This window comes from Streptomyces sp. NPDC029138, from assembly GCF_055564375.1.
The window spans coordinates 293,971-314,622 of record NZ_JBVHWM010000002.1 but is presented as its reverse complement, the minus strand read 5'-3'; the positions used below and the strand labels follow the sequence as shown (position 1 = coordinate 314,622).

Here is a 20,652-nt window from a genome sequence, read left to right as displayed (position 1 = left end):
GCCTCAGTACGCCCGCCGCCGATGTCCGGTCCATGAACGCCCGAGAAACGCGGACCCGTGTTTGCCTGCACACTTCCGGCTGACACGGATCACCTCCGGACGTCGATTAGGCTGGTCACGCTGTGCACAGCCGCCTACGCAGAGGGGAAGCATGACGGCGCGACACGAGGAGATCGCCGACGAGCTGCGGCGCGCGATCGACCGCGAGGAGTACACGGTCGGCAGCCGGCTGCCCTCGGAGTCGGAGCTGGCCGCGCACTACGGCGTCTCACGCGGCACGGTCCGCCAGGCCGTCGCGGCCCTGACCGCCGAGGGCCTGATCGGCTCCCGCCAGGGCGCCCGCCGGGTCGTGCTGGCCAGCCGCCGCAGCCAGAGCTTCGAGGAACTGCGAAGCTTCGCCCAGTGGGCCCGCGCGATGGGCCGCGAGGCCACCGGCCGTGTGGTGTCCCAGGAGTACCGCCCGGCGACCGCCGAGGACGCGGTACGCCTCCAACTGGCCGTCGGCACACCGGTGTTGCACGTCCTGCGGGTGCGCGGCCTGGACGGCGAGCCGGTGCTGCTGGAGCGCACGGTGTACACCGACTGGATCTCCCCCGCCGTGGAGTCCATCGAGCCCGACTGCCCGTCCGTCACGCAGCGCCTGTACGACGACACCGGTCTGGTCTTCGCCTACGGCGAGCACATCATCGACGCGGTCGCCTGCGGGGCGCGCGACGCCGAGCTGCTGGGGGTACGCCGCACGAGTCCGCTGCTGCGGGTGCGGCGCGTGACGACCACCCGGGAGGGGCGCCCGGTGGAGTGGTCGGACGACCGGTACCGACCGGACGCGGTGAGCTTCAGCGTGCGAAATTCCCTGGGGAACAACGCGCTGGCGCGAAAGACGGCGGAGTAGAGCGCCCGAAGGGGCGCGGGGAACTGCGCGAGGAACCTCGGCGCACCCGCACCCGGCCCACCACCGGACGCCCCGGGCTGTGATCCGCGCTTACCCCGGCGCCCCCGAGGAGAACCTCCTCAGCAGGGGCGACAGCACCAGCACCGACTTGGTCCGCTCCACGAACGGCTCCCCCGCGATCCGCTCCAGCACCCGCTCGAAGTGGCGCATGTCGGACGCGAAGACCTGCGCGACCGCGTCCGCGTCCCCCGTGACGGTGGACGCGGCCACGACCTCCTGGTACCGCTCCAGCCCCCGCTGGATCGTCTCCGGCGAGGTGTTCCGCCGGCAGTAGATCTCGATGAACCCCTCGGTCTCCCAGCCGAGCGCCGCCGGATCCACCCGCACGGTGAATCCGGTGATCGCTCCGGTGGCCCGCAGCCGGTCCACGCGCCGCTTCACCGCGGGCGCGGACAGGCCGACCATCTGCCCGATGTCCGCGTAGGAGCGGCGGGCGTCCTCGGCGAGGGCGTGCACGATGCGTTCGTCGAGATCGTTCAGCACAGGGGGTGGTTCACTTCTTCGGTCCGGTCACTTCTCTGCCGTCACCGCGAGAGCGTCATCGGCCGCGAGACGGGAACGGCGATAGCCGTAGAGGAAGTAGAACACGAGCCCGGCGGCCATCCAGAATCCGAAGACCACCCAGGTGATGGTGTCGAGGCTGAGCATGTTGTACGCGCAGAACAGGAAGCCCAGCACCGGCAGGACCGGGCCGAACGGCACCCTGAACGTGCGCTCCAGCTCCGGCCGCTTGACCCGCAGCACGATCACCGCGATGTTGACCAGGCCGAAGGCGAACAGCGTGCCGATGCTGGTGGCGTCGACCAGCTTGCCCAGCGGGATGAGGGCGGCGAGCGCACCGCAGAAGAGGGACACGATCACCGTGTTGAGGCGGGGCGCGCCGGTCTTCGGGTGGATCTTGCCGAGCGCCTTCGGCACCAGGCCGTCGCGGGCCATCGCGAAGAGGATGCGGGTCTGGCCGTAGAGCACGGTGAGCACCACGCTCGCGATGGAGATGACGGCGCCGAGCGCGAGCAGCGTGCCCCAGAACGTCTGACCGCTGACGTCGTTCATGATCCCGGCGAGGGAGGCCTCGGAGCCGTCGAACTTCTTCCAGTTCCAGGCACCGACGGCGACGGCCGCGACGAGCACGTACAGCGCGGTCACGATGATCAGCGACAGCATGATCGCCCGCGGCAGGTCCCGCTTGGGGTCCTTCGCCTCCTCACCGGCGGTGGAGGCGGCGTCGAAGCCGATGTACGAGAAGAACAGCGTGGCACCGGCGGCGCTGACCCCGGTCATGCCGAGCGGCATGAAGTCGGCGTAGTTGCCGGACTTGAAGCCCATGACGCCGATCGCGCAGAACAGCACCAGCGCGGCGATCTTCACACAGACCATGATCGTGTTGGCGCGGGCGGACTCCCGCGCGCCACCGAGCAGGAACACCATCGCCAGCAGGACGACGATCAGGGCCGGCAGGTTGATGATGCCGCCCTCGCCCGGCGCCGAGGACAGGGCGGCCGGGATGGTGACCCCGATGGTGCCGTCCAGCAGCTCGTTCAGGTACTCGCCCCAGCCGACGGCGACCGCGGCCACCGACACGCCGTACTCCAGCACGAGACACCAGCCGCAGACCCAGGCGACCAGCTCGCCCATCGTTGCGTACGCATACGAGTAGGAGGAGCCGGCGACGGGGATGCTGCCGGCCAGTTCGGCGTACGACAGGGCCGAGAACAGCGCCGTGAGACCGGCGATGACGAAGGCCAGGGTGACCGCGGGACCGGCCTTGGGAACGGCGTCGCCGAGGACGACGAAGATGCCGGTGCCGAGTGTCGCACCGATGCTGATCATGGTCAGCTGCCACAGCCCGAGGGAGCGCCGAAGCTGCCCTCCCTCACCGTGGCCGCCCTCCGCGACCAGGTGTTCCACGGGCTTGCGACGCATGAGGCGCGCGGCGACGCCCGGGGACGCGGGGGCGGCCGATATCTGGTTGTGCGGGGGTGCGCCTTGGTCGAGCACGCGTTGGCTCCTTATCGCTGCCGGTGATTGCGGGACGGGCCGGCATGATCGCCGGCCCTCGTGGGCGGGGACCGGTGGAGCCTGCGAGGGCAGGAACCCACCGAGCGGGGTCCCCGCACGCCACGTACTAGCGCAGCACCCTACGAGGCGGGGCTTCACGGGCGTAATGCAGCAACCTTGCGCATCCCCGCATGATCATTGCGTTCATCCGGGCGGAACGACAGATCGTTGCGCGCGACCTGTCGACCGTTGCACACGAGTCTCATGGGTCCCGTTTGCCGCCGGTTTCCTTGTCGGCTTCGTCGGTTTCCTCGCCGGCTTCCTGCTCGGTGCAGGACACGCCGACGGCCCCCGTCGTTCCCGCAGGCGGGAAGGACGGGGGCCGTCGGTGTGGAGCGGGGGATCAGTTCCAGCTGGCGTGCAGCGGCTTGCCCTCGGCGTAGCCGGCCGCGCTCTGGATGCCGACGATGGCCTTCTCGGCGAACTCCTCCAGGGACCCGGCACCGGCGTAGGTGCAGGAGGAGCGGACGCCCGCGATGATCGAGTCGATCAGGTCCTCGACGCCCGGGCGGGCCGGGTCGAGGAACATGCGGGAGGTGGAGATGCCCTCCTCGAACAGCGCCTTGCGGGCGCGGTCGTAGCCGGACTCGTCGGACGTGCGGTTGGCCACGGCACGCGCGGAGGCCATGCCGAACGACTCCTTGTAGGCACGGCCGTTGGCGTCGTGCTGGAGGTCGCCCGGGGACTCGTACGTGCCCGCGAACCAGGAGCCGACCATCACGTTGGACGCGCCCGCGGCGAGCGCCATGGCCACGTCGCGCGGGTGGCGGACACCGCCGTCGGCCCAGACGTGCTTGCCGTACTTCTTCGCCTCGGCGGCGCACTCCAGGACGGCGGAGAACTGCGGGCGGCCCACGCCGGTCATCATGCGGGTGGTGCACATGGCGCCCGGCCCGACACCGACCTTGATGATGTCCGCGCCCGCGTCGATCAGGTCCTTGACGCCCTCGGCGGACACGATGTTGCCCGCGGCGATCGGCACCCGCGGGTCGAGCGCGCGCACCACCTTGATCGCGTTGATCATCGACTCCTGGTGGCCGTGCGCGGTGTCGATGACGAGGGTGTCCACGCCCGCGTCGAGCAGCTGCTTGGCCTTGCCCGCGACGTCGCCGTTGATGCCGACGGCGGCGGCGATCCGCAGCCTGCCGTTGGCGTCCACGGCCGGGGTGTACAGCGTCGCGCGCAGCGCGCCCTTGCGGGTGAGGATGCCGGCGAGCTTGCCGTCCTTGTCGACGGCCGGGGCGTAGCGGCGGTTGTGCTGGTCGAGGGTGTTGAAGGCCTCGCGCGGGTCGATGTCGGCGTCCAGCAGGAGCAGGTCCTTGGACATGACCACTTCGAGCTGGGTGAAGCGGTCGACACCGGACAGGTCGGCGTCGGTGACGACACCGACGGGCCGGTGGTTCTCGTCCACGACCACGCCGGCGTTGTGCGCCCGCTTGGGCAGCAGCGACAGGGCGTCGGCGACGGTCTGGTGCGGGGCCAGCACGATCGGGGTGTCCAGCACCAGGTGGCGGCTCTTCACCCAGGAGATCACGTCGGTGACGACGTCGATCGGGATGTCCTGCGGGATGACCACCAGGCCGCCCCGGCGTGCCACCGTCTCGGCCATGCGGCGGCCGGCGATGGCGGTCATGTTGGCGACGACGAGCGGGATGGTGGTGCCCGTGCCGTCCGGCGAGGCGAGGTCCACGCCCTGACGCGAGCCGACCGCGGAGCGGCTCGGCACCATGAACACGTCGTCGTACGTCAGGTCGTACGCGGGCTGGATGTCATTGAGGAAACGCACGTGCTGCACATCCCAGTCGATCAGAGGCGACCCCCTGACAGGTGTGCCAGGGGGAAAGAGCACGTACTTCATTGTCCCATGTCGGTGCCGGTGTCATGCCCTGACAGATCGTCCAGGGTCGTCGCCGATCACCTGGGAGCTTCCTCCAAGCTTCCTCCAAGGGCGAGGGCGACGGTGAGCGACGGCATCACGCGCATGGCCTGCGAGAAGACCTCCTGGGCGGTCTCCCACTCCCACGGCCGCGCCTTCGCGTAGCCCTCCCAGCCGCGTACGACGACCAGGAGCCCTCTGCCCTCGGCCTCCTCCGGCCACACGGACAGGTCGGACAGGGAGTCGGCCAGCGCGTCCCAGTTGCGGCCGAACCAGTCGGGCAGCGACAGGGCCCGGGCGGCGCGGTCCATCAGGCCGGCCTTGTCCGTGACGCCGTCGAGGTCGAGCGCGACCACGAAACGGCCGGTCAGGTCTTCGCTCATCTCAGTACCGCCCGGAACGACTCGTAGTGATCATCGGTGTAGTAGATCTCCGCGCCCTGCCCGGTGACGAGGCGGCGGGCCCCGCGGTCGTGCGAGCCGGGGGTCGGCACGGTGTACTCGTGGTAGTAGCCGCGCCGGTGCTCAGGCAGACGTCCCTCGAAGTTCCCGAAGACGGTCCCGTCCTTGGCGTAGGGGAAGGGGCCGCCTTTGTCGATGAGGGCAAGCGTCCTGCGGGCCTCGGCCGGAAGCCGGGACTCCTGGACGGTGGCCATGCCCGCGGCCCAGGGCGGGGTGGACGTACTCGCGCTCGGAGAGGCCGTACTCGTGCTCGGAGAGGCCGGTGAGGAACCGCTGGAGCACCCCGCCAGGAGAACGGCGAGACAGAGCAGCAGCCCGGCGAGAGCACGGGGGACGAACCGTGGCAGCATGCGGACGATGCTGCCACGGCCGTCCCGTCACGAACCCGCCGCGACCCGCTGGCGGACTCCGTCGGAACTCCGTCGGACTCCGTCGGAACTTCAGCGCGCTCCGTCGAGGCCTGACGGCTGGCGTCAGACTCCGTCGGGGTCCTGACGGCTGAGCGCCGGCTTCGGGGTCGGGCCCGCCGTCATCAGGTAGTCGGCCGCCGAGGTGTCGGTCACCAGGCTGGTGACCAGCCCGGAGCGCAGCACCGCGTCGATCGCGGCGGCCTTGCGCTGCCCGCCCGCGATCGCCACGACCTCCGGGACACGGCGCAGCTGGTCGGCCTTGACCGTGATGCACCGCTCCCCCAGGTCCCGTCCGATCCGGCGCCCGTCGGCGTCGAAGAGGTGTGCCGACATCTCGGCGGCGACCCCGAGCGAGGCGTAGTGCGCGCGCTCCTCGTCGCTGAGCATGTCGTGCACGGTCGAGATGCCCGGCTCCCAGGAGCCGATGGAGACACAGGCGACCGTGACCTTGTCGAAGTACTCGAAGGCCCGGGCGATCCCGGTCTGGTGGCGCAGCGCCGCCGCGGTGGCCTCGTCCGGCAGCAGCATCGGCGCGTAGATGGGGTGCGCGTCACCGCCCGACACCTGGGCGGCCCGGCGGACGGCCTCCACCGAGCCGCGCTCGGCGGTCCCGGCGTCGTACACGCCCGTCAGCTGCACCACCGTGCACGGCGGCAGCCGGTCGAGCGCCGCCGCCATGTGGATGGTGGACCGGCCCCAGGCCAGCCCGAGGACGTCCCCCTCGTTGACGAGTTCGCCGAGCAGGTCGGCGGCGACCTCGCCGAGGTTCTCGGGGTCGGGGGTCTCCTCGGCCTCGGCCGGCGACTCGACCACGACGGCGTGCCTCAGGCCGTAGCGGGCGCGGAGCGCGTCGGAGCGCTCGGCGTCCAGTTCGGCCGGCACACGGATCTCGATGCGTACGAGATCCCGTTCGAGGGCCGTCTCCAGGACCCGGGCCACCTTGAAGCGGCTGACGCCGAACTCCTCCGCGATCTGGATCTTGGACTTGCCCTCGAGGTAGAAGCGGCGGGCCATGGCCGCCGCCTGCACCAGCTCAGCGGGTCCCATCCGCATGGCTGACCGGCCCGCCGACATACCCGACACGGCGATCTCCTCACTGCTGTTCACACTCTGGATTCGCCGTTCATCCTTGCAGATTCGGGGCGACTGATCTGCCCTGATGGGCGCCGTTCACTTAACCGTTCACTTGGCTGTGGCTCAGTGGTCGCATGCCCAGGACGCCTTGGCGGTGGCCGCCTCCACCTGGGCGCGCAGGGCACGTACGGCCTCCGCCGGGTCCTTCGCGCCGTAGACTGCCGAGCCGGCGACGAACACGTCCGCTCCCGCGTCCGCGCACCGCTCGATCGTCGAGGCCGAGACACCGCCGTCGACCTGTAGCCACAGCTCCAGACCGTGCTTCTTGATCAGCTCACGGGTGCGGCGGATCTTCGGCAGCATGATGTCCAGGAACGCCTGGCCGCCGAAGCCCGGCTCCACCGTCATGATGAGCAGCATGTCGAGTTCCGGCAGCAGGTCCTCGAACGGCTCGATCGGCGTCGCCGGCTTGAGCGCCATGGAGGCACGGGCGCCCTTGGCGCGGATCTCCCGGGCGAGGCGCACCGGTGCGGCGGCGGCCTCCACGTGGAAGGTGACGGAGGAGGCCCCCGCCTCGACGTACTGGGGCGCCCACCGGTCGGGGTCCTCGATCATCAGGTGGCAGTCCAGCGGGGTGTCCGTCGCACGCGCCAAGGACTCCACCACCGGCACGCCGAGCGTGAGGTTCGGGACGAAGTGGTTGTCCATGACGTCGACATGGAGAAAGTCGGCGCCTTGAACCGCCTTGGCCTCCTCCGCGAGGCGGGCGAAGTCGGCGGACAGGATGCTGGGGTTGATCTGCACGGCCATGACCCAAGCCTGCCATGCCGCTGCGCTGGGCTGTAGCGCCGGTCCCTGGAGGTTGTGGTTCGGCTGCGGGCCGTCGTGGGTTGCTCGCGCCCACCCGGCGCAGCCGCGTATCGGTACAGCCCCGCGCTTCTTCGGGGCGCGCCGTCCTGCCCGGCGTCATGCAGTTCTGCGGATCAATGCCAGGTACATCGCGTCCGTGCCGTGGATGTGGGGCCACAGCTGGATGTCCGGGCCGTCGCCGAGGTCCGGTACGCCCGGCAGGACGGGGCGGGCGTCGATCAGTTCGGTGTCCGGGCGTTGCTTGAGTACGTCGGAGACGACCGCTCGGGTCTCCGCCAGGTGCGGGGAGCAGGTGGCGTAGCCGACGACGCCGCCGACGCGGACGGAGTCCAGGGCGGTGCGGAGCAGGCCGCGCTGGAGCGGGGCGAAGTTGTCGAGGTCGTCGGGGCGGCGACGCCAGCGGGCCTCGGGGCGGCGGCGCAGGGCGCCGAGACCGGTGCACGGGACGTCCACCAGCACCCGGTCGAAGCTGCCGGGGCGCCAGGGCGGGCGGGTGCCGTCGGCGGCGATGACCTGGTACGGCCCCGGGTTGCCGTGCAGGGCCCTGGCCACCAGCCCGGCCCGGTGCGGCTGCTTCTCCGAGGCGAGCAGCGCGGCCCCGCGCTCGGCGGCGAGGGCGGCCAGCAGCGCGGCCTTGCCGCCCGGCCCGGCGCACCCGTCGAGCCACTTCTCGTCGGGGCCGTCGAGCGGGGCGTTCGCCAGCGCGAGGGCGACCAGCTGACTGCCCTCGTCCTGGACGCCGGCCCGCCCCTCGCGCACGGCCTCGACCGCGCCCGGCTCACCGCCCTCGGCGAGCCGCACGGCGTACGGCGACCAGCGCCCGGGTACGGCGGCGTCCTCGCGGAGGAGTTCCTCGGTGGTGGCCCGGCCCGGGCGGGCGACGAGCGTCACCTCGGGCCGCTCGTTGTCCGCCGCCAGCAGCCGCTCGATCCCGGCCCGGCCGCCGCCGAGGGAGTCCCAGAGCGCGGAGACGACCCAGCGGGGGTGCGAGTGCACGACGGCGAGGTGGTCCTCGGGATCGTCGTCGTACGGCGGCGCGACCTTCTCGATCCATCCGTCGAGATCGTCCTGGGCCACCTTCCGCAGCACGGCGTTGACGAACTTGGCCCGCCCGTCCCCGAGCACGACCCGGGCCAGCTCGACCGAGGCGGACACGGCCGCGTGCGTGGGAATCCGCGTGCCGAGCAGCTGGTGCGCGCCCATGCTCAGCACATCGAGCACCGGCGGGTCGACCTCGCGCAGCGGCCGGTCGACACAGGCGGCGATGACGGCGTCGTACGTGCCCTGCCGGCGCAGCGTGCCGTACACCAGCTCGGTGGCGAGGGCGGCGTCCCGGGCGTCGAAGTCGCCCTGCTCGCGGGCCTTCCGCAGCAGCGGGGGCAGCACGAGGTTGGCGTACGCGTCCCGCTCGTCCACCGCGCGCAGCGCCTCGAAGGCCAGGATGCGGACGGGGTCCTTCTTGGGACGCCGGTAGGGCTTGGCGGGCTTGCGGGGCCGCCGGGACTGCTCGCTCACGAAAAAGGTGCTCCGGGTGTGAAGAGGGGAATGCGCCTCCAGCGTACGTCGCCCCACCACCGACCCGACCGCCCGGGCTCGCCTGCGCCGCCACCCGACGCCGCCGGGAAATCGAGCCACCATCGCCCAGCCTCACTCGCGCCCCGCCCAGCTCACCGGCGCCGCCTGCGGGGCCAACCGCTGCCGGGGTTCAACGGTCCGGCCCCGGGCATCGGCCGCCGCCGTCCAGGCTCACCCCCACGTCACCCGCGCGTCAGCCGCGAGCGCCTCGCCGTCCGGGAGGCGCGCTTCTCGGGCCCAGTCGCCCGGCATCACCGGTCCCACCCGGACCGTCAGCCACCGTTCCCGGCGGACTCACCCACGGAACCCGGCCCCCAGCCGCCGCCGTCCGGGCTCACCGGCGCCGTCCGCTGTGTCAGCGGCTCAGCGTCTCGCCCTCCGGGAGGCGCGCTTCTCGGGCCCAGTCGCCCGGCATCACCGGTCCCACCCGGACCGTCAGCCACCGTTCCCGGCGGACTCACCCACGGAACCCGGCCCCCAGCCGCCGCCGTCCGGGCTCACCGGCGCCGTCCGCTGTGTCAGCGGCTCAGCGTCTCGCCCTCCGGGAGGCGCGCTTCTCGGGCCCAGTCGCCCGGCATCACCGGTGCCACCCGGACCGTCAGCCACCGTCGCCCGCGGACTCACCCACGGAACCCGGCCCCCAGCCGCCGCCGTCCAGGCTCACCGGCCCCGAAACGTCAGCCGCCCAGCGTCTCGCCCTCCGGGAGGCGCGCTTCTCGGGCCCAGTCGCCCGGCATCACCGGCGCCACCCGGACCGTCAGCCACCGTCGCCCGCGGACTCACCCACGGAACCCGGCCCCCAGCCACCGCCGTCCAGGCTCACCGGCCCCGAAACGTCAGCCGCCCAGCGTCTCGCCGTCCGCGGTGCGTACCCCGCGGGCCCAGTCCGCCGCGCGCATCGGCTTCTTGCCCTGGGCCTGGACCCAGAGCAGCTCGACGGCGTACGACCCCGTGCCCACGTGGACGCTGTTCTTGCCCACCGCCAGCCGTCCCGGCGCGAGGTCCGTCCGCTCGGGCACGGGCGTGACCTGGATGAGCTTGAGCCGCTCGCCGCGGAAGGTGGTCCAGGCGCCGGGCGCGGGCGTGCAGCCGCGCACGACCCGGTCGACGCGCAGCGCGGGCGCCGCCCAGTCCACCTGGGCGTCCTCGACGGTGATCTTCGGCGCGACGGTGATGCCCTCGGCGGGCTGCGGTACGGCCTTCAGGCTGCCGTCCTCGATGCCGTCCATGGTCGCGGCGAGCAGCCCGGCGCCCGCGAAGGCGAGCCGGGTGAGCAGGTCGCCGCTGGTGTCGGTGGGGCGGATCTCCTCGGTCACGGTGCCGTAGACGGGCCCGGAGTCCAGCCCCTCCTCGATGAGGAAGGTGGACGCCCCGGTGATCTCGTCGCCCGCCATGACGGCGTGCTGCACGGGCGCCGCGCCGCGCCAGGCGGGCAGCAGCGAGAAGTGCAGGTTGACCCAGCCGTGGGCGGGGATGTCCAGGGCGGCCTTCGGCAGCAGGGCGCCGTAGGCGACGACCGGACAGCAGTCCGGGGCGATCTCCCGCAGCCGCTCCAGGAACTCCGGGTCCCGTGGCTTCAGCGGCTTCAGCACCTCGATCCCGGCCTCCTCCGCCCGCTCGGCCACGGGCGACGCGACCAGCCTGCGCCCGCGCCCGGCCGGCGCGTCGGGCCGCGTGACGACGGCGGCCACCTCGTGCCGCCCGGCGGCGAGCAGGGCGTCCAGAGCGGGAACGGCGACCTCGGGGGTACCGGCGAAGACGAGCTTCATGGGCGGGATGGGGCCTCTCGGGCGGGGGTCGGCGGGCAGCGCACCAGTCTATGACCACGGGCGTGGGGACGCCGACGGAACCGACCCCCACGGGTTTCCCGGCCTCCCGGTCGGCTGGGAACGGGGGGTGCGCGGGTGGGAGAACGGCGTACGCATATGCCCGTACGCCCCCACCCCGTGACCAGCGGAGCGTCAGCGCGTTGGTCAAGACAGAGTTGACCACATCGGGCCGCTGTCGCGGCCCAATTCCTTTCAACGCCGGTTCGAGAGGCTTGTTCATGGCCGACCACGCAACCCACGACGCCCAGGCCCGGGCCAGCCTGCACTTGCTGGTGCGGGACATCGAGAGGGTCCGCCGGCAGGTGGACGCGCTGCGCACGCTCACCGCCCAGTTGGGCAACGTCTACCGCCCGCGCCGCTCCGGCCCGTCCACGGGCTTCGTCGTCTACGGACGCGCCCCCGCCCCGACGGTCCGCCTAGCCCAGGAACTCCGGGACAGTGTCGAAACCCTGGTCACGGCCGCCGTGGACTTCGACCGCTCGCTCGGCTTCTCGTGGGACGCGGTGGGCTCGGCGCTCGGGGTCACCAAGCAGGCGGTGCACCGCCGGTACGGCGCCCGCCGCGCCGCGGCCCAGGCGGCGGAGGCGGAGCGGACGCCGGAGCCGTCCGGCACCCGCACGATCAATGCGAACACGGGGCTGCCGACGGTTCCCGCGGCCCGGTCCATGCCCACGCAGCCGACGGCGGGCAGCCCGACACTGCGCGACGACGCGCGCCCGACGGCCTTCCCGGGTCCCCGCAACGGCTGACACCCCCCACCCCTGCTCTCCCGGACCATCTCCGGGAGGGCGGCCGTGTCCGCACATCCGCTCCAGCCGGTCGAGTGGGCCGGGGACTTCGACGAGGCCGGGTGCGGCTCGGCTCGCCCCCGTCACCCGATGTCCGGCGGATCGATCCTCACCCGTACCGCCTCCCCGCTCCCCCGGGCCATCCGCGCGGCCTGGGCGGTCTTCAGGGCCGTGGCCAGCGCGGAGCCGCTGCCCGGCGGTACGCGGACGAGGGCCCGCTCCCAGTGTTCGCCGGGCGGCGGGGCGCCGGGGCGGCGGGGTCCGCCGGGCGGGGGCGGCGCCAGTGGCACCGGTCCCAGCACCTCGGCGTCCGGCGGCAGCTCGACCGCCGCCAGGAACTCGGCGACGGCCGCGGGCGGCCCGGAGACGGCCGCCATCCGGGACACCGGCGGGAAGCCCAGTTCGGCCCGCTCGGCCAGCTCCCGTACCGCGTGCCCGACGGGGTCCCACCGCACCAGCGCCTGGACGGGCCGCAGGGTCGGCTCGGCCACCACGACCACCGTGCCGCCCTCGCTCTGGGGCCGCACCAGCGCCCCGGCCGCGATCCACCGGCGCAGCGCGTCCTCGCCGGCCCGCAGGTCGGGTCGTACGAGCATGGCCCAGCCGTCGAGCAGCAGGGCCGCCGCGTAGCCGCCCTCGGCGACCGGTTCGGCACCCGGCGTGCTGACGACCAGCGCGGGCGTGTCCGGGACGGTGTCCAGCACATGCTCACGCCCCGAGGTGCGCACCGGTACGGCGGGAAACGCCCGCCCCAGCTCCTCGGCGGTGCGGCGCGCGCCCACCACCTGGGCGCGGAGCCGGAAGCCGCCGCACTCCGGGCAGTGCCAGGCGCCCTCCTCGCGCCCGCACCACCCGCAGCGCAACACGCCCGCGTCCTGTCCCTGGAGCGGGCCGGAGCAGTGCCGGCACCGGGCGGGCGCCCGGCACCGGTCGCAGGCCATGCGGGGCGCGTAACCACGCCGGGGCACCTGCACCAGCACAGGCCCGTGCCGCAGCCCCTCGCGGGCCGCCTGCCAGGCGAGCGTGGGCAGCCGGGCGGCGCGGGCGGCCTCGTCACGTGCGAGGTCCTCGTCCCCGACCGTCCGGACGAGGGGCGCGGCCCGGCGCACCTGCTCCCGCCCGGCGACCAGCGGCCGGGCCCAGCCGCTCTCGACGAGCTGGGCGGCCTCCACGGTGCAGCTCCAACTCCCCAGCAGAAAGGCACACTTGTCGAGCGCGGCACGCAGCAGGAGGACATCGCGGGCGTGCGGCTGCGGGGCGTGCTGCTCGCCGTGGCTGTCGTCCCCGTCGTCCCAGATCGCGACGAGGCCCAGATCCTGGACGGGCGCGAACATCGCCGCCCGCGTCCCGACGACGGCGCGCACGGAACCGCGCCGCACCGCCAGCCACTGCGCGTACCGCTTCTCGGGCCCGGCGTCGGCGGTGAGCAGCGCGTGCCGGCCGGTGCCGAGCAGCGCGGTGAGCGCGGCGTCCACGCGCGCGGCGGAGCGCCCGTCCGGTACGACGACGAGGGCGCCGCGCCCGGAGGCGAGGGTGGCGGCGACCGCCCGGGCCAGTTCCTCGCTCCACAGCGGCCCCGGCAGCGCGTTCCACACGGCCCTGGGCGCGCCTCCGGACGCCAGGGCGTCGAGGAAGGCGTCCCCGTGCTCGTACCGGCTCCAGGAGCCCGGGTCCGGCGCCTGGGGCGGGGGCAGCGGCTCGGGGGACGGGCGCTGCTCGGCGCGGGCGTTGCGCGGGGGCACGGCCAGCTGGAGGACATCGGCGAGGCTGCCCGCGTACCGGTCGGCGACGGCCCGGGCGAGGCCGAGCAGCTCCTCGCTCAGCACCGGCTCGGGCGACACGACCTGGGCGAGCGCTGCCAGCGGCCCGGCGTAGTCGGACTCGGCCCGCCGCTCGACGAGGAAGCCGTCGATGAGCCCGCCGCCCTCCCGGCGTCCGTCGCGCACCCGGTGCCGACCGGCCCCGAACCGCACCCGCACCCGCACCCCGGGCTGCGCGTCCGCGTCCAGCTCCGCGGGCACGGCGTAGTCGAAGTATCGGTCGAGGTGCAGCACACCCTTGTCGACCAGGACCCGCGCGACCGGAAGATCCTCGGCGAGCGCGGCCCCCCGCCAGGTCCGCGGCTTGGCCCGCGGCACCTTCGCCTTCCGCACGCTCTCCCGGATGAGCGCGAGCTGCTCCGGCGGCGCCCCCTCGGCCCCGCCACCCCCCGACCCGTTCTCGCTGCTCACGCTTGCATTCTTGCAAACCCCACTGACAACGCCGCCGGTCCGGAGCGACGCCGAGGCCCGGCGCCCCGAAGGGAGCCGGGCCTCGGCGACAGCGGGTGGACCGGGGTTACAGGCCCGCGGCCTTGCGCAGGGCGTCCACGCGGTCCGTCTGCTCCCAGGTGAAGTCGGGCAGCTCGCGGCCGAAGTGGCCGTAGGCCGCCGTCTGGGCGTAGATCGGGCGGAGCAGGTCGAGGTCGCGGATGATCGCGGCCGGGCGGAGGTCGAAGACCTCGTCGATGGCCTTCTCGATCTTCTCGGGCTCGATCTTGTGGGTGCCGAAGGTCTCCACGAAGAGACCCACGGGCTCGGCCTTGCCGATGGCGTAGGCGACCTGGACCTCGCAGCGGGAGGCCAGGCCCGCCGCCACGACGTTCTTGGCCACCCAGCGCATGGCGTACGCCGCCGAGCGGTCGACCTTGGACGGGTCCTTGCCGGAGAAGGCGCCGCCGCCATGGCGGGCCATGCCGCCGTAGGTGTCGATGATGATCTTGCGGCCGGTCAGGCCGGCGTCGCCCATGGGGCCGCCGATCTCGAAACGGCCGGTCGGGTTGACCAGCAGCCGGTAGCCCTCGGTGTCCAGCTTGATGCCCTCGTCCAGGAGCGCCTTCAGCTCCGGCTCCACGACGAACTCGCGGATGTCGGGGGCGAGCAGCGACTCCAGGTCGATGTCGGAGGCGTGCTGGGAGGAGACGACCACCGTGTCGAGGCGGACGGCCTTGTCGCCGTCGTACTCGATGGTGACCTGCGTCTTGCCGTCGGGGCGCAGGTAGGGGATGGTGCCGTTCTTGCGGACCTCGGAGAGGCGCTTGGACAGCCGGTGCGCCAGGAAGATCGGCAGCGGCATCAGGGTGGGCGTCTCGTCGGACGCGTAGCCGAACATCAGGCCCTGGTCGCCCGCGCCCTGCTTGTCCAGTTCGTCGTCGTCGCCCTCGACCCGGGCCTCGTACGCCGCGTCGACACCCTGCGCGATGTCCGGGGACTGTGCGCCGATGGACACCGAGACACCGCAGGAGGCGCCGTCGAAGCCCTTCTTGGAGGAGTCGTAGCCGATCTCCAGGATCTTGCTGCGGACGAGGGTCGCGATGTCCGCGTACGCCTTCGTCGTCACCTCGCCGGCCACATGCACCAGGCCGGTGGTGATCAGCGTCTCCACGGCGACCCGGGAGGTCGGGTCCTCGCGCAGGAGCGCGTCGAGAATGGTGTCGCTGATCTGGTCAGCGATCTTGTCGGGGTGACCCTCGGTCACGGACTCCGAGGTGAACAGGCGACGGGACACAACGCTCCCTGTGGTTGCAGCGGCTGCTGGCTGATCATTTGCGGTCGACACGGGGGTGCGCCCGGCGTCGACCGTGAACAGTTTATCGGTCGCACTCGACCGGCGGGCCACTGTCTCGCCTCTCGGGAGCGCTGTGACCTGCGGCACGGGCATTCTGCACAATGGCGAGCGGCCTTGGCCAGGGCCGCCACACCCGATTTCGACGTGGCGTGAACCTGACGTCGAGTTCGCCCGATCGACTGCCGGAGGTTAGTCCAGTCGCCGTACGACCAAGTCCCAGACGGTGTCGGCCAGGGCCTCCTTGGGGCCGTGCGGCACCGGGGTCTCGCTGCCGTCGGCGCCCAGCACGACGGCCTCGTTCTCCTCGGAGCCGAAGGTCTTGCGCTCCCCCACCTCGTTGACCACGAGCAGGTCGCAGCCCTTGCGGGCGAGCTTGGCGCGGCCGTTGGCGAGGACGTCGTCGGTCTCGGCGGCGAAGCCGACGACGACCTGTCCGGGGCGGGCGCGGTCGGCGGAGATCTCCGCGAGAATGTCCGGATTCCGCACCAGAACGATCGGGTCCGGGTCCTGGCCGTCCTTCTTCTTGATCTTTCCGGCGGCGTAGGTGGCCGGGCGGAAGTCGGCGACGGCGGCGGCCATGACCACGGCGTCGGCGTCCGCGGCGGCCTTGAGGACGGCCTCCCGCAGCTGCACGGCGGTGCCGACCGGGACGACGTCCACCCCCGCCGGGTCGGGCAGGCCGGCGTTGGCGGAGACCAGGGTCACCCGGGCGCCACGGGCCGCGGCGGTGCGGGCGAGGGCGTAGCCCTGCTTGCCGGAGGAGCGGTTGCCGAGGAAGCGGACCGGGTCGAGCGGCTCGCGGGTGCCGCCGGCGGAGACGACGACGTGCCGGCCCTTGAGGTCGGGCTCGGTGACGCCCCGGGCCAGCACCCGGCGGCACACCTCGAAGATCTCCCCCGGGTCGGGCAGCCGGCCCTTGCCGGTGTCGACGCCGGTGAGGCGGCCGACGGCGGGCTCGACGACGACGGCGCCACGGCGGCGCAGCGTGGCCACGTTCTCCTGGGTGGCCGGGTGCTCCCACATCTCGGTGTGCATGGCCGGGGCGAACACGACCGGGCAGCGGGCGGTGAGCAGGGTGTTGGTCAGCAGGTCGTCGGCGAGGCCGTGGGCGGCCTTGGCGAGCATGTCCGCGGTGGCCGGGGCCACGACGACCAGGTCGGCGTGCTGGCCGATGCGGACGTGCGGGACCTCGTGGACGTCGTCCCAGACCTCGGTGGCGACCGGGTTGCCGGACAGCGCGGACCAGGTGGCGGCGCCGACGAAGTGCAGCGCGGAGGCGGTGGGCACCACGCGGACGTCATGACCCGACTCCGTGAACCTTCTCAGCAGCTCACAGGCCTTGTAGGCGGCGATGCCGCCGCTGACCCCCAGCACGACCTTCGGCTTGTCCACCATGGCTCCTCGCGTTCGAGAATCTGCAACACCCATGACACACCACAGGCCCGGCAGTATGACTGCCGGGCCTGTGGATAAGTCAGTCGCGATCTGAAAGTACTACTGCGCCGGGCCGTCGACGGCCTCGGAGGTCAGCAGACCGGCGTTGATCTCGCGCAGGGCGATCGACAGCGGCTTCTCGTGGACGTGGGTGTCGACGAGCGGACCGACGTACTCGAGAAGGCCCTCACCGAGCTGCGAGTAGTACGCGTTGATCTGGCGGGCACGCTTGGCCGCGTAGATCACGAGGCTGTACTTCGAGTCGGTCGCCTCGAGAAGCTCGTCGATCGGCGGGTTGATGATGCCCTCGGGCGCGGTGATGGAAGAGGACACGCTCTACCTTCCGATGGATGGGAAAGAATCAGACATCGTGATCACAGTCACGATCACACAACGTCCATCAAGGCTAGCAGCTCGCGGGCCACGTCCTCGACGGAGGTGTTGACCAAGGTCGTATCGAACTCCGGCTCGGCCGCCAGCTCGGTCTTCGCCGCCGCCAAGCGGCGCTCGATGACCTCGGGCGGCTCGGTCCCCCGGCCGGTCAGCCTGCGCACCAGCTCCTCCCAGGAGGGCGGAGCGAGGAACACCAACTGGGCGTCGGCCATGGACTCGCGGACCTGCCGGGCGCCCTGGAGGTCGATCTCCAGCAGGACGGGCTCGCCGTTCTCCAGCCGCTCCAGCACCGCCGCGCGGGGCGTGCCGTAGCGGTTGCCGGCGAACTCGGCCCACTCCAGCAGCTCGCCGTTGGCGATCAGCTTGTCCATCTCGTCGTCGGTGACGAAGAAGTAGTGGACTCCGTGCTGCTCGCCGGGGCGCGGCTTGCGGGTGGTCGCCGACACCGAGAGCCAGACCTCGGGGTGTTCCTTGCGCATATGGGCGACGACCGTGCTCTTGCCGACCCCCGAGGGGCCGGAGAGCACGGTCAGCCGCGGACGTTCACTCATGCAGCGATTATTCCAGCAATCCCGGAGTGCCCGGGACTCCCGGTCCGCCGGGCGGCGGACTCAGGAGCCGGTGCTGCCGAACTCACGCTCCAGGGAGGCGATCTGGTTGGAACCGAGACCGCGCACGCGGCGGCTCTCGGAGATGCCCAGACGCTCCATGATCTGCTTGGCGCGGACCTTGCCCACGCCCGGCAGGGACTCCAGCAGGGCGGAGACCTTCATCTTGCCGATGACGTCGTTTTCCTGGCCCTGCTTGATGACCTCGTGCAGGGAGGCGCCGGAGTGCTTGAGTCGATTCTTGACCTCGGCCCGCTCCCGGCGAGCCGCGGCGGCCTTTTCGAGCGCGGCTGCGCGCTGTTCAGGGGTAAGGGGCGGAAGAGCCACGCCTACGTCACCTCGGATGTCGAACTGTCGGATACGGACCGGTGAGGAACCTAGTCGCCCCACACCTGGGGAGCCACGAGCAACACGCTGCCCGCTCTCCCCCACTGCCTGAGGGGCGTGGGAGGCGCCCCCACTGCTCGGAGACTAGCGGGCAAGTCCGCCAGAGTCAGCGAGAACAGCGGAAAAGTCCTGGTCAGCCTCCGTCAGGCCGGACATTTCAGACATACTGCCCCCGATTTGAGGATGTATTCACACTCAAGTCGGCGCGATCCCGCTCAGCCGAGCACGCGGCCGGGCCTCAGACGCCCTCGACGGCCGCCCGGATCTCCGCCGCGAACCGCTCGGCCGCCCCGCGCAGCGCGCTGACGTCGGGACCGTGACGCAGAACACCCCGGCTGACGTTGGGCACGACGTTGCGGACGGCCGACCCGAAGACCCCGGGAAGATCGGCCGGGGTCGCGCCCTGGGCGCCGATGCCGGGCGCCAGGAGCGGGCCGTTGACGGCGAGGTCGTACGAGGACAGGTCGCCGAGCGTGGCGCCGACGACCGCGCCGAAGGAGCCCAGCGGCTCCTCCCCCGCGTTCTCGGCCGCCAGGTGGGCGAGCATGGTCGCCCCGACGGTCCGGCCGTCGGCGCGGACCGCGTGCTGCACCTCGCCGCCCTCCGGGTTCGAGGTCAGCGCCAGCACGAACAGCCCGGCGCCGCTCTCCCGGGCGAGCGCGACGGCCGGACTCAGCGAGCCGTAGCCGAGGTACGGCGAGACCGTCAGGGCGTCGGAGAACAGCGGGGCGTCCGGGCGCAGGAACGCCTCGGCGTAGGCGGCCATGGTCGAGCCGATGTCGCCGCGCTTGGCGTCCATCACGACCAGCGCCCCGGCCGCGCGCGCCTCCTGGACCGACTTCTCCAGGACGGCGAGGCCGCGCGAGCCGAACCGCTCGAAGAAGGCGCTCTGCGGCTTCAGGACGGCCACCCGGTCGGCCATGGCCTCGACGACCGTGCGGCTGAACCGCTCCAGGCCGGCGACGTCGTCGTCCAGGCCCCACTCGGCGAGCAGGGAGGCGTGCGGGTCGATGCCGACGCACAGCGGGCCGCGCTCGTCCATGGCGCGGCGCAGCCGGGCGCCGAAGGGCTCCAGGGGGCTCATGCGGGCTTCCTCACGTCGGCGCCGACCGCGTCGGCGAGGGTGGCGTACGGGCTGGTGCGCAGGCGGGCGGCAAGGCCCTTGTGGACGGCGCGGCACCAGAAGGGGCCCTCGTAGACGAAGGCGCTGTAGCCCTGGACCAGCGTGGCACCGGCCAGGATGCGCTGCCAGGCGTCCTCGGCGGTCTCGATGCCGCCGACACCCACCAGGGTGATCCGGTCGCCCACGCGCGCGTACAGGCGGCGCAGGACCTCCAGGGAGCGTTCCTTGAGCGGGGCGCCGGACAGGCCGCCGGTCTCCCGCACCAGCGCGGGCGCCGACCGCAGGCCGAGGCCGTCGCGCGCGATGGTGGTGTTGGTGGCGATGATGCCGTCCAGGCCCAGCTCGACGGCGAGGTCGGCGACCGCGTCGACGTCCTCGTCGGCGAGATCGGGGGCGATCTTCACCAGCAGCGGGACGTGCCGGTTCGCGACCGTGCGGTCGGCGGCCTCGCGCACGGCGGTGAGCAGCGGACGCAGGTGGTCCACCGCCTGGAGGTTCCGCAGACCGGGGGTGTTCGGGGAGGAGACGTTGACGACCAGGTAGTCCGCGTACGGCGCGAGGCGCTCGGCGGACTTCACGTAGTCGGCGACGGCCTCCGCCTCCGGCACGACCTTGGTCTTGCCGATGTTGACGCCGACCACGGTCCTGAAGACGGGCTCACGGGTGGCGAGGCGGGCCGCCACGGCCAGGGAGCCGTCGTTGTTGAAGCCCATGCGGTTGATCAGCGCGCGGTCCGCGACGAGCCGGAACAGCCGCTTCTTGGGGTTGCCGGGCTGCGGCTCCCCGGTGACCGTGCCGATCTCGACGTGGTCGAAGCCCAGCATCGACATCCCGTCGATGGCGACCGCGTTCTTGTCGAAGCCGGCCGCGAGCCCGAACGGGCCGTGCATGCGCAGCCCGAACGCCTCCGTGCGCAGCTCCTTGTGGCGCGGCGCGAGCGCGGCGGCGACGAAGGTCCGCAGCACGGGGATCCGGACGGCGAGACGGATCCAGCGGAAGGCGAGGTGGTGGGCCTGCTCGGGGTCCATCCGCCGGAAGAACAGGCGGAAGAAGAGGTGATACATCAGGTGTCCTCACACTGAGGGGGGACACCGTTTCCGGAGTCCCCCCTCGTCGGCGGCTAAGGGTCCGCGCCCCCGAAGGGGCGCGGGGAACTGCGCGACCAGCCACAGACGGGCCCGCAGTGTGCGCACGGCCTCCGCGCGGAG

At 72.5% G+C, this 20,652-nt stretch carries 18 protein-coding genes and 1 pseudogene; 2 read left to right on the top strand and 17 right to left on the bottom strand.

The window, feature by feature from the left end; translation table 11 throughout:
- Window positions 1-151 precede the first annotated feature (151 nt).
- Window positions 152-892 (top strand): GntR family transcriptional regulator, encoded by a 741-nt coding sequence (locus ACZ4WH_RS03660; RefSeq protein WP_468176198.1) that lies wholly within the window; start codon window positions 152-154, stop codon window positions 890-892.
- 90 nt (window positions 893-982) lie between these two features.
- On the opposite strand, the gene ACZ4WH_RS03655 is transcribed toward ACZ4WH_RS03660, so the two are convergent.
- From ACZ4WH_RS03655 to fmt, 9 genes are all read right to left on the bottom strand, one after another.
- Window positions 983-1,435 carry an Lrp/AsnC family transcriptional regulator gene (locus ACZ4WH_RS03655; protein WP_014671501.1) on the bottom strand — a complete coding sequence of 151 codons (453 nt, stop codon included), beginning with the start codon at window positions 1,433-1,435 and terminating at the stop codon, window positions 983-985.
- A 27-nt stretch (window positions 1,436-1,462) separates the two neighbouring features.
- Window positions 1,463-2,950: an amino acid permease gene (locus ACZ4WH_RS03650; RefSeq protein ID WP_468176196.1), complete on the bottom strand. Its 1,488-nt coding sequence runs from the start codon at window positions 2,948-2,950 to the stop codon at window positions 1,463-1,465.
- Between the two features lie 403 nt (window positions 2,951-3,353).
- Window positions 3,354-4,796 carry a GuaB1 family IMP dehydrogenase-related protein gene (locus tag ACZ4WH_RS03645; protein ID WP_468176194.1) on the bottom strand — a complete coding sequence of 481 codons (1,443 nt, stop codon included), beginning with the start codon at window positions 4,794-4,796 and terminating at the stop codon, window positions 3,354-3,356.
- 128 nt (window positions 4,797-4,924) lie between these two features.
- Window positions 4,925-5,269 (bottom strand): barstar family protein, encoded by a 345-nt coding sequence (locus ACZ4WH_RS03640; RefSeq protein ID WP_468176192.1) that lies wholly within the window; start codon window positions 5,267-5,269, stop codon window positions 4,925-4,927.
- Complete coding sequence (locus ACZ4WH_RS03635; RefSeq protein WP_468176190.1) at window positions 5,266-5,697, bottom strand: guanyl-specific ribonuclease; 432 nt, start codon at window positions 5,695-5,697, stop codon at window positions 5,266-5,268. Before ACZ4WH_RS03635 ends, ACZ4WH_RS03640 begins: the two co-directional genes overlap by 4 nt.
- Before the next feature lie 123 nt (window positions 5,698-5,820).
- On the bottom strand, window positions 5,821-6,864 hold the full coding sequence (locus ACZ4WH_RS03630) for a sugar-binding transcriptional regulator (protein WP_468176188.1): 1,044 nt from the start codon (window positions 6,862-6,864) through the stop codon (window positions 5,821-5,823).
- 90 nt (window positions 6,865-6,954) lie between these two features.
- Window positions 6,955-7,641 carry a ribulose-phosphate 3-epimerase gene (gene rpe / locus ACZ4WH_RS03625; protein ID WP_468176186.1) on the bottom strand — a complete coding sequence of 229 codons (687 nt, stop codon included), beginning with the start codon at window positions 7,639-7,641 and terminating at the stop codon, window positions 6,955-6,957.
- A 156-nt stretch (window positions 7,642-7,797) separates the two neighbouring features.
- A complete protein-coding gene (locus ACZ4WH_RS03620; RefSeq protein WP_468176184.1) occupies window positions 7,798-9,216 on the bottom strand; it encodes an RsmB/NOP family class I SAM-dependent RNA methyltransferase in 1,419 nt (472 codons plus the stop codon).
- An 896-nt stretch (window positions 9,217-10,112) separates the two neighbouring features.
- Window positions 10,113-11,045, bottom strand: coding sequence for a methionyl-tRNA formyltransferase (fmt, locus tag ACZ4WH_RS03615; RefSeq protein ID WP_468176182.1), 933 nt, complete (start codon window positions 11,043-11,045; stop codon window positions 10,113-10,115).
- Window positions 11,046-11,323: 278 nt separating this feature from the next.
- Here fmt and ACZ4WH_RS03610 point away from each other — a divergent pair, with 278 nt between their 5' ends.
- Window positions 11,324-11,854 (top strand): hypothetical protein, encoded by a 531-nt coding sequence (locus tag ACZ4WH_RS03610; RefSeq protein ID WP_468176181.1) that lies wholly within the window; start codon window positions 11,324-11,326, stop codon window positions 11,852-11,854.
- A 122-nt stretch (window positions 11,855-11,976) separates the two neighbouring features.
- Here ACZ4WH_RS03610 and ACZ4WH_RS03605 read toward each other — a convergent pair whose 3' ends face one another.
- The 8 genes and pseudogenes from ACZ4WH_RS03605 to ACZ4WH_RS03570 all read right to left on the bottom strand — a co-directional run bounded on the left by ACZ4WH_RS03605 (window position 11,977) and on the right by ACZ4WH_RS03570 (window position 20,508).
- Window positions 11,977-14,124 carry a primosomal protein N' gene (locus tag ACZ4WH_RS03605; protein ID WP_468176180.1) on the bottom strand — a complete coding sequence of 716 codons (2,148 nt, stop codon included), beginning with the start codon at window positions 14,122-14,124 and terminating at the stop codon, window positions 11,977-11,979.
- A 106-nt stretch (window positions 14,125-14,230) separates the two neighbouring features.
- A complete protein-coding gene (metK, locus tag ACZ4WH_RS03600) occupies window positions 14,231-15,439 on the bottom strand; it encodes a methionine adenosyltransferase (protein WP_468176179.1) in 1,209 nt (402 codons plus the stop codon).
- Between the two features lie 249 nt (window positions 15,440-15,688).
- A complete protein-coding gene (gene coaBC / locus ACZ4WH_RS03595) occupies window positions 15,689-16,891 on the bottom strand; it encodes a bifunctional phosphopantothenoylcysteine decarboxylase/phosphopantothenate--cysteine ligase CoaBC (protein WP_468176322.1) in 1,203 nt (400 codons plus the stop codon).
- A 102-nt stretch (window positions 16,892-16,993) separates the two neighbouring features.
- Window positions 16,994-17,266, bottom strand: coding sequence for a DNA-directed RNA polymerase subunit omega (gene rpoZ, locus ACZ4WH_RS03590; protein ID WP_030620214.1), 273 nt, complete (start codon window positions 17,264-17,266; stop codon window positions 16,994-16,996).
- A gap of 53 nt (window positions 17,267-17,319) precedes the next feature.
- Window positions 17,320-17,910: pseudogene (gene gmk / locus ACZ4WH_RS03585) on the bottom strand (guanylate kinase); the annotation flags it as partial.
- Between the two features lie 27 nt (window positions 17,911-17,937).
- A complete protein-coding gene (locus ACZ4WH_RS03580; protein WP_003977346.1) occupies window positions 17,938-18,261 on the bottom strand; it encodes an integration host factor in 324 nt (107 codons plus the stop codon).
- 298 nt (window positions 18,262-18,559) lie between these two features.
- A complete protein-coding gene (gene pyrF, locus ACZ4WH_RS03575; RefSeq protein WP_468176178.1) occupies window positions 18,560-19,405 on the bottom strand; it encodes an orotidine-5'-phosphate decarboxylase in 846 nt (281 codons plus the stop codon).
- The gene (locus ACZ4WH_RS03570; RefSeq protein WP_468176177.1) at window positions 19,402-20,508 is read right to left on the bottom strand and encodes a quinone-dependent dihydroorotate dehydrogenase; all 1,107 of its coding nucleotides are present in this window, start codon (window positions 20,506-20,508) and stop codon (window positions 19,402-19,404) included. Before ACZ4WH_RS03570 ends, pyrF begins: the two co-directional genes overlap by 4 nt.
- Window positions 20,509-20,652 lie beyond the last annotated feature (144 nt).

Bases quoted from the DNA above. Each gene is read 5' to 3' on its own strand.
- ACZ4WH_RS03660 (WP_468176198.1), top strand. From the start codon at position 152: ATGACGGCGCGACACGAGGAGATCGCCGACGAGCTGCGGCGCGCGATC.
- ACZ4WH_RS03640 (WP_468176192.1), bottom strand. From the start codon at position 5,269: ATGAGCGAAGACCTGACCGGCCGTTTCGTGGTCGCGCTCGACCTCGAC.
- ACZ4WH_RS03635 (WP_468176190.1), bottom strand. From the start codon at position 5,697: ATGCTGCCACGGTTCGTCCCCCGTGCTCTCGCCGGGCTGCTGCTCTGT.
- rpe (WP_468176186.1), bottom strand. From the start codon at position 7,641: ATGGCCGTGCAGATCAACCCCAGCATCCTGTCCGCCGACTTCGCCCGC.
- fmt (WP_468176182.1), bottom strand. From the start codon at position 11,045: ATGAAGCTCGTCTTCGCCGGTACCCCCGAGGTCGCCGTTCCCGCTCTG.
- ACZ4WH_RS03610 (WP_468176181.1), top strand. From the start codon at position 11,324: ATGGCCGACCACGCAACCCACGACGCCCAGGCCCGGGCCAGCCTGCAC.
- pyrF (WP_468176178.1), bottom strand. From the start codon at position 19,405: ATGAGCCCCCTGGAGCCCTTCGGCGCCCGGCTGCGCCGCGCCATGGAC.
- ACZ4WH_RS03570 (WP_468176177.1), bottom strand. From the start codon at position 20,508: ATGTATCACCTCTTCTTCCGCCTGTTCTTCCGGCGGATGGACCCCGAG.